General features: G+C 55.9%; 15 protein-coding genes. 9 read left to right on the top strand and 6 right to left on the bottom strand.

Annotated features, from left to right (window positions below; genetic code table 11):
• Window positions 1–14: 14 nt before the first annotated feature.
• Together USF70_RS12185 and USF70_RS12180 are read right to left on the bottom strand one after the other, a co-directional pair.
• Window positions 15–464, bottom strand: coding sequence for a hypothetical protein (locus tag USF70_RS12185; protein ID WP_032659963.1), 450 nt, complete (start codon window positions 462–464; stop codon window positions 15–17).
• Window position 465: 1 nt separating this feature from the next.
• A complete protein-coding gene (locus USF70_RS12180; protein WP_023309171.1) occupies window positions 466–870 on the bottom strand; it encodes a hypothetical protein in 405 nt (134 codons plus the stop codon).
• 103 nt (window positions 871–973) lie between these two features.
• Here USF70_RS12180 and USF70_RS12175 point away from each other — a divergent pair, with 103 nt between their 5' ends.
• The 4 genes from USF70_RS12175 to USF70_RS12160 all read left to right on the top strand — a co-directional run bounded on the left by USF70_RS12175 (window position 974) and on the right by USF70_RS12160 (window position 4,321).
• Window positions 974–1,477 (top strand): ESA_00282 family adhesion-associated protein, encoded by a 504-nt coding sequence (locus USF70_RS12175; RefSeq protein ID WP_023309170.1) that lies wholly within the window; start codon window positions 974–976, stop codon window positions 1,475–1,477.
• A gap of 81 nt (window positions 1,478–1,558) precedes the next feature.
• Entirely contained in the window at window positions 1,559–2,047 is a 489-nt protein-coding gene (locus USF70_RS12170; RefSeq protein WP_023309169.1) for a TIGR00645 family protein, read from the top strand.
• A 345-nt stretch (window positions 2,048–2,392) separates the two neighbouring features.
• On the top strand, window positions 2,393–3,940 hold the full coding sequence (locus USF70_RS12165; protein WP_045888191.1) for a methyl-accepting chemotaxis protein: 1,548 nt from the start codon (window positions 2,393–2,395) through the stop codon (window positions 3,938–3,940).
• 126 nt (window positions 3,941–4,066) lie between these two features.
• Window positions 4,067–4,321, top strand: coding sequence for a hypothetical protein (locus tag USF70_RS12160; protein ID WP_023309166.1), 255 nt, complete (start codon window positions 4,067–4,069; stop codon window positions 4,319–4,321).
• A gap of 122 nt (window positions 4,322–4,443) precedes the next feature.
• Here the strand turns inward: USF70_RS12160 and USF70_RS12155 are convergent, their stop codons facing one another.
• From USF70_RS12155 to yghU, 4 genes are all read right to left on the bottom strand, one after another.
• Window positions 4,444–4,770, bottom strand: coding sequence for a DNA-binding protein (locus USF70_RS12155; RefSeq protein ID WP_032640599.1), 327 nt, complete (start codon window positions 4,768–4,770; stop codon window positions 4,444–4,446).
• Between the two features lie 12 nt (window positions 4,771–4,782).
• Complete coding sequence (locus USF70_RS12150) at window positions 4,783–5,115, bottom strand: type II toxin-antitoxin system RelE/ParE family toxin (RefSeq protein WP_033146641.1); 333 nt, start codon at window positions 5,113–5,115, stop codon at window positions 4,783–4,785.
• A 193-nt stretch (window positions 5,116–5,308) separates the two neighbouring features.
• Window positions 5,309–5,641: a hypothetical protein gene (locus USF70_RS12145; RefSeq protein WP_029740720.1), complete on the bottom strand. Its 333-nt coding sequence runs from the start codon at window positions 5,639–5,641 to the stop codon at window positions 5,309–5,311.
• A 152-nt stretch (window positions 5,642–5,793) separates the two neighbouring features.
• Window positions 5,794–6,660, bottom strand: a complete 867-nt coding sequence (gene yghU, locus USF70_RS12140) for a glutathione-dependent disulfide-bond oxidoreductase (protein WP_023309162.1) — start codon at window positions 6,658–6,660, stop codon at window positions 5,794–5,796.
• Between the two features lie 245 nt (window positions 6,661–6,905).
• Here yghU and USF70_RS12135 point away from each other — a divergent pair, with 245 nt between their 5' ends.
• Genes USF70_RS12135 through USF70_RS12115 form a run of 5 tightly spaced genes read left to right on the top strand, consistent with a single transcriptional unit; the run spans window position 6,906 to window position 12,289 of the window.
• Entirely contained in the window at window positions 6,906–8,495 is a 1,590-nt protein-coding gene (locus USF70_RS12135; RefSeq protein ID WP_320735664.1) for an ABC transporter substrate-binding protein, read from the top strand.
• Between the two features lie 45 nt (window positions 8,496–8,540).
• On the top strand, window positions 8,541–9,494 hold the full coding sequence (locus USF70_RS12130; RefSeq protein WP_318592349.1) for an ABC transporter permease: 954 nt from the start codon (window positions 8,541–8,543) through the stop codon (window positions 9,492–9,494).
• A gap of 5 nt (window positions 9,495–9,499) precedes the next feature.
• On the top strand, window positions 9,500–10,345 hold the full coding sequence (locus USF70_RS12125; RefSeq protein WP_023294546.1) for an ABC transporter permease: 846 nt from the start codon (window positions 9,500–9,502) through the stop codon (window positions 10,343–10,345).
• Entirely contained in the window at window positions 10,338–11,315 is a 978-nt protein-coding gene (locus USF70_RS12120) for an ABC transporter ATP-binding protein (protein WP_094935323.1), read from the top strand. The genes USF70_RS12125 and USF70_RS12120 overlap by 8 nt, the downstream gene beginning before the upstream one ends.
• Window positions 11,312–12,289 (top strand): ABC transporter ATP-binding protein, encoded by a 978-nt coding sequence (locus USF70_RS12115; protein ID WP_221702968.1) that lies wholly within the window; start codon window positions 11,312–11,314, stop codon window positions 12,287–12,289. The genes USF70_RS12120 and USF70_RS12115 overlap by 4 nt, the downstream gene beginning before the upstream one ends.
• Window positions 12,290–12,331 lie beyond the last annotated feature (42 nt).

Genomic DNA, 12,331 nt, shown 5'->3' with positions numbered 1-12,331 from the left:
TTATGCCTGTCGGTTTAAGCGTTTTTATTATCCGTCGGTGCGGTAGAAGGGGTTGCCAGCGCGTCCTCATCAAGCGCCACGCAGGTGACGTTTGAGGTACGGTACTCACCGTCTGACAGCTTGCGCGTCAGACGCAGGGTGGCGATTTCTCTGGCAAGCAGATACTGATAATTGGCCTCAAGACGTCCCAGAAGCTTCTCTTTCAGCTCGGGACGCTGCTCTATGATGGCGTTCATCACGGCACCGTAAATCTCTTCTTTGACCTGTAGCGGATAAATTTCACGGCGATTCTGCCATTTCAGACGAACCAGCGTCGCCGGGATCGATACCAGGTCTTGCGTAATACGCGTCATCTCGTCATTTTTTGTGTTTCTTAGCGCGTCGAGATTTTGCTTTAAGATAAATTCATCACTTTTTTTATCATCTAAAGTCAAATAAACGTCGTTGTTTTTAACTTCTTTCACGTTAATCTTCCCCCAGGCTATAAAAGATTGGGTTGTTTTTTTCGCGCGTAATTAAATTAAGCCAAATTTCATTGCCCGCTTCATTAATTTCTTCGGTTTTCTCGGCCATTATTTGACTTAGTTTCTGGGCATCTATTTCACCCTCGGCCTGCAGGTCATTCAGCAGGTGGACAAAGGCTTCAATTTTTATGGCGCGAAATAAGCGGTCTTTTATATGGCGATCGTGCTCTTCCAGCAACATATTTCGGGATTTGCCAGTTCGGGAAACACCAATTAATATATCGGGCTCGAAATCAGAGAGCTTTCTTTTCCCCTGAGTGAAACTGGCCTCTTTTTCTGCTTCCGTCGGTTGCTGTTCCACAGGCGTAATGTGGTACTTAGCCGGGACGAGATAGTCGGGCAGCATTTTTAATTTCCTTTATTTTCAACAGGGTGGGGTTGGTAAAGGCGTGAGATTCGTTGACAATATCATGAGGCAAATTTAAAATCAAAAAAAATGGAGCCTACCCATGAACAGCATCTTTTTTACGGTCATCACATTACTATTACTGACCGCTGGTGTGCTTTTATTGATGCAGGAGTTCAATAAAACGAAAGTGTCGAAAGACACCAGTGAACCCCCGCAACCTGAACTGATGACAAAAGAGGAAGGGGAAGACCATTTCTCTGTATTGATGAACTCCGTTACGCCTGTCTGGTACTGGCGGGTGAACCACGAATATATCGACTTTTTACACGCGACAATTAAGCGCATGAAAATGTCGGAAATTAATGACACGCCTGGACTGTTTGAGGCGCAGCGTCGCTGTAGCGATCTGAATTCAGCAGTCTATAAATATTATGACAATATTAAAAAGCGCTGTCTTAACGGCGAGAAGGTCTCTTATTCCGATCTGGACGTATTAAATTTGCGTCAGTGTTTTCGCGAGTTCAGTCTGGAAGCCTATCCTGAACTGGTGGCGCTTGTCTGGCCGGAGTACGCACGTCCCGAGGTTAACCCAGACAACGTCTGAGTGACGTACCGTTGAGTTATTGCAAACAGTTAGCGCCGTTGAGATATACTGGGCGCTGGTTTCTTTTGCAAACAGGACTCTATGGAACGCTTTTTTGAAAATGCCATGTACGCCTCCCGCTGGATACTGGCTCCCGTCTATTTTGGCCTCTCGCTGGCACTTATCGCACTGACGATTAAGTTCTTTCAGGAAATCTGGCATGTTCTGCCGAACATTTTTTCTATTGCCGAAGCGGATTTGATTCTGGTTCTGCTGTCGCTGGTGGACATGACCCTGGTGGGCGGGCTGCTGGTGATGGTGATGTTCTCCGGCTACGAGAATTTTGTCTCCCAGCTCGATATCGACGAGCGTAAAGAGAAGCTCAGCTGGCTGGGCAAAATGGATGCTTCGTCGCTGAAGAATAAAGTGGCCGCGTCGATTGTGGCGATCTCCTCTATCCACCTGTTGCGCGTGTTTATGGACGCGAAGAACGTGCCGGATAACAAACTGATGTGGTACGTCATCATCCACCTGACGTTTGTGCTGTCTGCGTTTGTGATGGGGTATCTGGATAAGATCAGTAAGAAATAAAGTAAACCTTACCCCTCACCCTAACCCTCTCCCCAAAGGGGCGAGGGGACCGCTCGGTGCGGCCTTTCTCCCTCTCCCTGTGGGAGAGGGCCGGGGTGAGGGCATCAGACCGTACTATTTATCCGACGACGCCCGCCACAGATTCAAAGCGCTTTCCCACTCTGCACTTATCACATCACAAATTGCATCACTAAGCGCGGGCCTAATGATTAACGCCAGCTGTGTGACCAGTGAAGCCACGCTAATTAAAAATGATCACAAAACGTTATAATTTCCCTCTTTCCTGCCGATAACGAGAGTAGTACTCGCCTCTGGGCGAACTCACCCTCACGGCAAGGAAGACTTATGAATATGCTCCGTAATTTCACGATCCGTTTCGTCATGCTGACGATTCTCGGGATCTTTTGTTTAATGTGGGCGGGCGTTGGGTTGTACAGCACCTGGTCCCTTTCTCGCGTATCGGATGGCAATGAAGTCGACCGCCAGCTGGTTAAACAGATGACGGTACTCAGCCAGGGTAACGATCAATATTTCCGCTTTGTGACCCGTCTGAGCCGCGCAATGGAAGTCAAAGCCGCAGGCGGCACGCCGGATCTGTCCTCCGCCCAACAGGCGCTGGATAACATGGGCAAGAAACTGGCCGAGATGAAAGCGATCTCCCCAGGCCCGATGGACGAGCAGGTCTCTTCCCGGGTGATCGGCTCCTGGCAGGCGCTGCTTGAACAGGGCGTCACGCCGCAAATGCAGCAGGCGAAGCAGGGGGCTCTGGAGGGGTATCGCCAGCAGGCCAACAACGTCACGCCACCGCTGAGCCGCGCGTTCGGTGCGGCCGCTGAGGCGTTCAACAATGCCGCCGCGAAGTCGCTCGACAGCACCCGCGTGGTCGTGGACGGCCTGACAAGCATGACCCGCACGGTGATTATCGTCGCCACGATTATCGGCCTGCTGATCCTGCTCTTCACCGACCGTTATCTGGTGGCGATGCTGGTCAAACCGCTGGCTCGCATTCGCCAGCAGTTCCGCCAGATTGCCCAGGGCGATCTCAGCCAGCCCATTGAGCCGTTCGGCCGCAACTGCGTGGGGCAGCTGGTGCCGCTGCTGAGCGCGATGCAGGACAGCCTGCGCGAAGCGGTCAGTACGATTCGCTCCGGCAGTGAAAATATCTGGCGCGGTGCGACGGAAATCTCCAGCGGTAACAACGACCTCTCTTCCCGTACCGAAGAGCAGGCGGCTGCGCTGGAAGAGACGGCAGCCAGCATGGAACAGCTGACCGCCACGGTGAAACTGAACGCGGAAAGCGCGCGTCAGGCCAGCCAGCTGGCTGATGTGGCCTCAACTACCGCCAGCCGCGGCGGCTCGCTGGTGGAAGAGGTGGTGACCACCATGAGCGGTATTTCGGAAAGCTCGAAGAAAATTGCTGAAATCACCAACGTGATCAACAGCATTGCCTTCCAGACCAATATTCTGGCACTCAATGCGGCGGTTGAAGCGGCGCGTGCCGGCGAACAGGGGCGTGGTTTCGCGGTAGTGGCAGGTGAAGTTCGTAACCTGGCAAGCCGCAGCGCCAACGCGGCTAAAGAGATTGAGGGGCTGATTACCGATTCCGTTTCCCGCGTAGAGCAGGGGGCGCAGCTGGTGAGCGACACCGGCACCACCATGGATGCGATTTTGCGCGACGTGACGGAAGTGACGACCATCATGAAGCAAATCGCTTCCGCCTCTGAGGAGCAAAGCAAGGGTATTTCGCAGGTCGGGATTGCCATTACCCAGATGGATGGCGTGACCCAGCAAAACGCCTCGCTGGTTGAAGAGGTTTCTGCGGCAGCGGCGGCGCTGGAGCGCCAGACCGAAGAGCTTCAGCGCTCGGTGCAGAAGTTCCGCCTGACGGCATAACGCAACGTACAAGGCCGCCTTGTGCGGCCTTGTATTATTAACGCCTTCCCCATTGAGCCCCTTCTGAAACTGCTATTCTATTGCTAACCCCCTGACGTTCTGGGCTCTCTTCTCCGAGGTGTTGCTATGAACAGATCGTTATCTGTCATTCCTGTCCTTTCTTGCATTCTTCTGATGCTGTTCTCGGTTTCTGCCAGTGCGACCCAGCAGGCGCAGGAGCGGCGCGTGGCGCGTGATGTCAGGCAGGAAACCCGCGACGCGTCGCGGCAGGTGAAGCAGACCTGCGTGGCGAACAATAACCAGAGTAATCACGACTGCCGTCAGGACAAGCGTCAGATGAAACAGTCCGGAAGACAAAAAGCGCGGGACATTAAGTATTAATGCAACAGATGAGGCGGCATGCAGGCATGTCTCTTACCGCCTTTTCCAATGGCGTTTCAGCATGACGATCGTCATTGATGCTTCGCGCGGCTAGCGCATCCGGGCGTATTTTGACGTGCGTCTCACGCTGGTGCGTTTAACCCTGCAGCTGCAATTCGGGAAATCGGATATCCCGTTGCGGATGCCACTTCCGCAATACGCTTAAATGAAGGGTTACCGTTTGGTGAAAGTGATTTATAGAGTGATTCGCGAGAAATGCCTGCACGTTTAGCAATGACGGTCATCCCGCCAGAAGCTTCAATCACATGTCGTAAAGCCAGCATGAACGCCTCATAGCCTCCGGGCTCGTCAATTTCAATAAAAGCCTGATGAAGATATACGGGCGCGAAATCCGGAGAATCTTTCAGGAGCTGTACCATTGCGTCATCATGAAGTACTGATTTAGCCATTCCGATTTCCTCTTATATCCTGCGCTTGTAGTCGTTGAGATACTCAACGGCCCTGTCAATATCTGCATTTTGCTTTTTTTTCGTTCCAGTCAATAGCACCAGACTCACTGCGCCATCTGCCGGATCGAAGACTTCGCTGAAATAGACGCGGTAACCCGGCCCCTGGTCAATCCTGAGTTCTGAAACGCTCTCTCTGCATGGCTTGCAATCACCATAGTTACCCGTAGACATTCTGGCGACACGTGTAGCAATCATGGCTTTTGCTATGGGATCTTTCACACTTCTCAGATATGCATCAAAAGGGTCGTACCCGTCTGCTGTGATGTAGTGTTTGACCTTAGCCATTATTGTAGCCTGTAGTTTACGATAAGCAAATGCATTGTAATCTTCAGGCTACGGCAGGCAACTGTTCACGGGGTTGTGACACAGGGGAAGATGTGATTTCTGAAAGCGGATCGCAAAAATTTGAGACTTTGTGCGGAGGGATTACTGCATAACAACGAGGCCGGGCTCGCAGAGCGCTGCCCGGCTGTATTTATCAGTGCGTCGCTTCACCAATCAGCGCGCCCGTGCCCGCACCAACGGCTGCACCTTTCAGCACGCTCTTGCCGGTAACCGCTGCGGCACCTGCGCCCACGGCAGCACCTACCGCGCCGCCCTTACGCGCGGCTTTACCTTTGCCGCCGTTTTTGAACATGGCACCTGTGCCTGCGCCCACGACGGCGCCGCCAACGGTCGATTTCAGATCTTTGCCCGTGGCCGCACCAATGGCCGCGCCTGCTACCGCGCCAGCGGCGGTTTTGTCGATAGCCATTCCTGAGGTGGAAAAAATGAGGGCGCTGATAACCAGCGTTGTTTTAATAAGTTTCATAACAGATCCTTTGTGACTGCTGTCGGTTGAGACGTCGTTTCTCACGCGAGAAAAACGTCCAGATAGTGCCAGCAATACCGGCTCACCCTTTAAGCTAATCATGCCCTGGGCAGGGATCTCAGTTGCCGGGCGGGGACCCGCCCGGCTGAACATTACGCCTGACGCTTATCTTCCGTATTGGTATCGAAGTCGCTCGCCGCGTGGCGTTCGTGGAGCTGCTCGTTCAGCTCGCCGCTGGTGCGGTTAACGATACGGCCGCGCTTAACGGCATGGCGATTCGCCACGTCTTTCGCCCAGCGCTGCACGTTTGTGTACTTCTCTGCATCGAGGAACTCGGCGGCGTTATAGACGCTGCCCAGCGCCACGCAGCCGAACCACGGCCAGATGGCGATATCCGCGATGGTGTACTCTTCACCCGCCACGTAGCGACCGCGCGCCAGCTGTTTATCCAGCACGTCGAACAGGCGCTTGGCTTCCATGGTGAAGCGGTCAATCGCGTATTCAATTTTTACCGGCGCGTAGTTGTAGAAGTGGCCAAAGCCGCCGCCGAGGAACGGCGCTGCGCCCTGCAGCCAGAACAGCCAGTTCAGGGTCTCGGTGCGTCCCGCCGGATCTTTCGGCAGGAAGTGACCGAATTTCTCTGCCAGATAGAGCAGGATATTGCCGGATTCAAAGACGCGCGTTGGCGGGTTCGTGGAGTGGTCACGCAGCGCCGGTATTTTCGAGTTCGGGTTCACCTCAACAAACCCGCTGGAGAACTGATCGCCCTCGCCGATGCGGATCAACCATGCGTCGTATTCTGCGCCCGTCACGCCCAGCGCCAGCAGCTCTTCGAGCATGATCGTCACTTTCTGACCGTTCGGTGTTCCGAGAGAGTAAAGCTGCAGCGGGTGGGAGCCCACGGGCAGATCTTTCTCATGGGTCGCGCCGGAAATCGGGCGGTTGATGTTGGCGAACGCGCCGCCGCCGTTCTTTTTCCATTCCCACACTTTTGGTGGCTGATACGTGTTGTCTGACATGTTGGCCTGCCTTTTGAGTGATGTGTTGAGGCAGTGTAGCAGGAGATTTGTGAAGCGTTTAATGAACTGAGCGTAATCGATCTGCCGCTATTCCTTCCGGCGCTTATATATATCAAATCCGGCATAAGCTTAATCGAAAATCGCATTTTCATAATTAATGCGTAAACCGATAAAGCTGAATATGATGCTTCAACATAAATAAAAGATGCAGTAATAAACACTTTATAAGGCAAGGAGTTAGTGAGATGCGCAAGCTTCTGTTATCGGCAGTGGTCGTTTCGCTCGCGTTAGGCCTGGCGGGCTGTGATGATGCGAAAAATAAAGAGACAAACAGTGCGGCTGCGGCAAAAAACGACGCGCCAAAAGAGGGCGGTTCGCTAATTATTGGAATTACCTCCGGCGACCCGTTAGCCGTTAATCCGCTCTATGCCAGTGACCGTACGACGTTAACGATCATGCAGGCGCTCTATGCCCCACTGTACAGCTTTAATAACGGCAACATTGAGTGGGGCCTGGCGGAAAGCCTGACGCCTTCCGCCGACAACCTGAGCTATACCCTGACGTTAAAACCCAACCTCAAATGGCAGGACGGCCAGCCGCTGACGACGGACGACGTGGTCTTTACGTTCAATAAGCTGCTGGATGCCAAACAGCACAGCTTCTTCCGCAGCATGTTCACCTACGGCGACAAGCCGGTACAGGTGAGCAAGGTGGATGAGCGCACCGTCAAATTCACCCTACCGCAGGTCAGCGCGGCCTTTACCGGCACCCTGGTACAAATCTACCCGATTCCGCAGCACGTGTTCGCCGGTGAAGGCGACCTGGAAAAGAGCAGCAAAAACGATGCGCCGGTCGGCTCCGGGCCGTTCAAATTCAAAGAGTACCGCGCCGGGCAGTATTACGCCCTGACCCGTTTTGACGATTACTGGAACGGCAAAGCGAAGCTTGATTCGGTCACCTACCGTTTCGCCAAAGACAGCAACGCCGCCAACCTTGCGCTGCAAAACGGGGAAATCAACCTCAAGATGGTTGACCCGCAGGATGTGAACCGTCTGAAAAATACCGGTAAGTTTGACTTCGTGGTCTATCCGGAAGGCCGTCTGGCCTATATGACGTTCAACCAGAACGTGCCGGTGATGAAGAGCAAAGCGCTGCGCCAGGCCATCGCGTATGCCATCAACAAAGACGAGCTCACCCAGACCGCCTTTACCTCGCTGGACTACGCTAAACCGGCGACCTCCTTCCTGACGCCAGATACGCTTTACAAGACGGATGACGTCGAGCAGTACAAGTTCGATCTGCAAAAAGCCAAAGAGCTGCTGAAGACGTCCGGCGCGCCGGACAACCTCAAGCTGCGCCTGGCGTATGTGAACACCAACAAAACCCAGGAGAGCATGGCGCTCTACATTCAGCAGGCGCTGAAGGGCATTGGGGTGAACGTGGAGCTGATGCCGCTGGACTCCAACGCCATGTCTCAGCGCAGCCTCGATATGAACAACACCGCGTGGGAGCTGAACCTGGGCGGCTACATCATGGGCTCCGAGCCGGACGGTTACAAATCGCTGTTCATGAGCAACGAAGCCTATAACTACGCGCACTACAAAAATCCGCAGTTTGATGCCCTGTGGGATAAAGGTGCAGTGGAAACCGACGTCGCAAAACGGGCCGATATCTATAAGCAAATTCAGCAGACCGTGGCGAACGACATGACCTACTACCCGATTGCCTACACCAATGCGACCGTCGCGGTGGACAAGCGCTTCGGCGGCACCCAGGAAGCGGAGCCGAAACCGGTCTATCTGTTCCAGGATCTGTCAAAAATCTATCAGAAATAAGTGATTGCCCCGGCCGTCAGGTCGGGGCCTTGGTAAGGGCACGTCGTGAACACACTCCTCACGCGTCGGCTGCTGCAGCTGCTGCCGATGCTGTTCTTTATTTCACTGGTGGCGTTTCTGCTGGTCAAGCTCGCGCCTGGGGATCCGGTGGCGGCGTACATTACGCCGCGCATGGCCCCGGAAGACATCGAGCGTATTCGCCAGAGCCTGGGGCTGGATAAGCCGCTGGTCATACAGTACGTCCTGTGGCTGAAAAACGTCCTGCGGGGCGATCTCGGCTATTCGCTGATCTACCACCGTCCGGTGCTGGAGATGATCGGCGAACGCATTCCGGCCACGCTGGGGCTGATGGGCGCGTCGCTGCTGATGGCGATCGTGCTGGCGATCCCGCTGGGCCTGCTGGCCGGGGCATTTAAGCACCGCTGGCTGGATCATCTGCTCAATTTATTCGCCTATATCGGCATTTCTGTTCCGATATTCTGGTTCGGCATCTTGCTCATCACCGTTTTTGCCGTGCAGCTTAACTGGTTCCCCAGCATGGGGATGCGCACCATCGGCATGGAGGATAACGGGCTGGATCTGCTGCGTCACGGCGTGCTGCCGTGTATTGCCCTCACGTTCTACAACCTCTCCAGCTACGTGCGCTACATCCGCTCCAACACCATCTCGCAGCTCTCGGCCGACTACGTGCAGACCCAGCTTGCCTACGGCGCGACGCGTTCCAGTATTCTGTTTCGGCACGTTCTGAAAAACGTGCTGCTGCCGGTGATTACCCTGTTCGGCCTGTCGTTCGGAGAGCTGATTGTGGGGGCCTATGTGACGGAAAGCGTCTTCTCCTGGCCGGGGATGGGGCTGCTCGGGATCCAGTCGATCGCCTCGCTGGATTACCCGCTGATTATGGCGATCATCATGCTCTCGTCGATGATGCTGATCGTCGGAAACCTGATCGCCGACGTGCTTTATCGCTTCGCCGATCCCCGCATTCGTACGCTGAGGTAACCCGGATGAGCAGACGCTGGCAGCAGGTTCGTCACCAGCTGCGCCGCAACCGTCCGGCGCAGTTCTCTCTGTTTGTGCTTTTTATTTTCGTGGTCGCCGCGCTCTGTGCGGGCTTAAGCCCGTACGATCCGGATCGAATGGCGCTCGGCGCGCGCACGTTGCCGCCGGATGCCGCGCACTGGTTCGGCACCGACGAATACGGCCGCGACTACTTCACCCGCGCGCTGTATGGCGGCCAGATCTCCCTGATGGTCGGTTTTCTGGCGATGCTCTTTTCCACGCTTATCGGCACGGTGGTAGGAACGGTGAGCGGCTATTTTGGCGGCTGGCTGGATAACCTGATGATGCGCGCCGTGGATATCCTGATGGCCATTCCGGCCTTCTTCCTGCTGCTGGTAGTAAATGCTTACCTCAAGCCGGGCGTGGATAACATCATTCTGATTATCAGCCTGCTGACGTGGATGAACATGTCGCGTCTGGTGCGTGCTGAAACCCTGTCGGTGAAAGAGCGCGAGTACGTGCTTTATGCCCGCGCGTCGGGAGAGCATCCGCTGCGCATCATCGTGCGCCACATTATTCCCGGCGTGCTGCCGACCATTATCGTGGCGGCCACGCTCAATATCGCCTCGGCCATTCTGATGGAGTCAACGCTCAGCTTCTTAGGGCTGGGCGTGCAGGCGCCCGCGGCGTCGTGGGGAAGCATGCTTAACAACGCGCAGTCTTATATTGGCGAAGCGTCGTGGCTGGCGATGTTCCCCGGCATTCTGATCCTGCTGACGGTGTTCAGCTTTAACGTGCTGGGCGATGTGTTCCGTACCGCCTTTGAGCCGGGAGCGAATCGCGATGAGTAACTTATTAGCGCTTGAGAACCTGCAAACCACGTTCCGCACCCGCGAGGGTGAGGTTCACGCGGTGCGCGGCGTGAGCTTTCAGGTTCAGCCGGGCGAACTCGTCGGCATCGTCGGTGAGTCGGGCTGCGGGAAAAGCGTCACCTGCAAGTCGATTATCCAGCTTCTGGGGAGCAACGGACGGATAACCGGCGGCAGCATCCGCTTCCAGAATGAGGATCTGGCGCAGAAAACGCCCGCGCAGATGCGCGCCATTCGCGGCAACGAGATCGCGATGATTTTTCAGGATCCGATGACCGCCCTGAATCCGGTGCTGACCATCGGCAAGCAGATGGCTGAGATCCTGATGCGCAACAAAGGACTCAGCAAAAAAGCGGCCAAAGCGGCGGCCATCGCCATGCTGGAACAGGTAGGCATTGCCGAGGCGGAACGGCGATACGACCAGTATCCCCACGAGTTCAGCGGCGGGATGCGCCAGCGGGTGATGATCGCCATTGCGCTCTCCTGCAACCCTAAGCTGCTGATCGCCGATGAACCGACCACCGCGCTGGACGTGACCATTCAGGCGCAGATCCTGCGCCTGCTGAAAAGTCTGCAGCAGCAGACCCGGACCGCGATTTTGCTGATCACCCACGATCTCGGCGTGGTGGCGCAGGTCTGCAGCCGCGTGGTGGTGATGTACGGCGGGCTGGTGATGGAGGAGGGGAGCGTAGAGGACATTTTTTATCGCCCTGCGCATCCTTACACCCAGGGGCTGCTGGCCTCGCTGCCGCGCCCGGATGAGGTCAATCAGCGTTTATCGCCGATCGAAGGTTCGCCGCCTGGCCTGCTTAACCCGCCGCCGGGCTGTCCGTTCGCGGAACGCTGCCCGAAACGCATGCCCCAGTGTGAACGGCAGCCCGCATTTTACACCGCCGGAGAGGGCCATCGCGCCGCCTGCTGGCTATGGGCAGACAAGGAGATTCAGGCATGAGTGAACAACTGGCGCCATTAGTGAGCGTGCGCGATCTGCGCAAGCACTATCCGCTCAACGGCGGTTTGCTGCGTAAAGGCGTGGCCGTGAAGGCGGTTGATGGCGTGAGCTTTGATATCCAGCCCGGCGAGACGTTTGGCCTGGTGGGGGAGTCAGGCTGCGGAAAATCCACCCTCGGGCGCGCCATCCTGCGCCTTTTCGATATCACCTCGGGCGAGATCCACTTCGCCGGGCAGGCGATTGCTCACGCCCACGAAAGAGAGCTTAAGCCGCTGCGTAAACGGATGCAGGCGATTTTTCAGGATCCTTACTCCTCGCTCAACCCCGGAATGACGGTGCGACAGCTGGTGGCCGAGCCGATGCAGATCCACGGCTACAGCCGCGAAGAACAGCGGGAACGTACGGAAACGCTGCTCTACAAAGTGGGGCTGAAGCACGAGCACCTTGAACGGTTCCCGCATGAGTTCAGCGGCGGCCAGCGTCAGCGCATCAGTATCGCCCGCGCGTTGTCCGTGCATCCTGAATTTGTGCTGTGCGATGAGCCGCTCTCTGCGCTGGACGTCTCGGTGCAGGCGCAGGTGGTGAATATTTTACAGGATCTGCAGCAGGAGCTGGGGCTAACCTATCTGTTCATCGCCCACGATCTCTCCATGGTTCGCCATATCTCCAGCCGCATTGGGGTGATGTATCTCGGCAAACTGGTGGAGGTGGCCCCGGCGAATGAACTGTATCAACGTCCGGCGCACCCTTACACCCGCGCGCTGCTGGCGGCGGTTCCCCAGCCCGATCCGCGCATCCGCAATCTCGAAGACGCCACCCTGCGCGGCGACATTCCCGGCCCCACGTCCGCGCTGCCGGGCTGTAAGTTCTGCAGCCGCTGCCCGCACGCCATGCCGGTTTGCCAGACGCAGGAGCCTGCCATGCGGGAGATCGCGCCAGGGCATTTCGCGGCATGCTGGCTGTTTAACATGTAGTTAATGCGCCGCGCAGGTGTATGATAAATGTCCCTCTGTCAG

The organism is Enterobacter sp. 237C8 (assembly GCF_034106865.1).
Lineage (GTDB): Bacteria > Pseudomonadota > Gammaproteobacteria > Enterobacterales > Enterobacteriaceae > Enterobacter > Enterobacter asburiae_B.
This window is presented reverse-complemented; position numbering and strand designations above follow the sequence as displayed.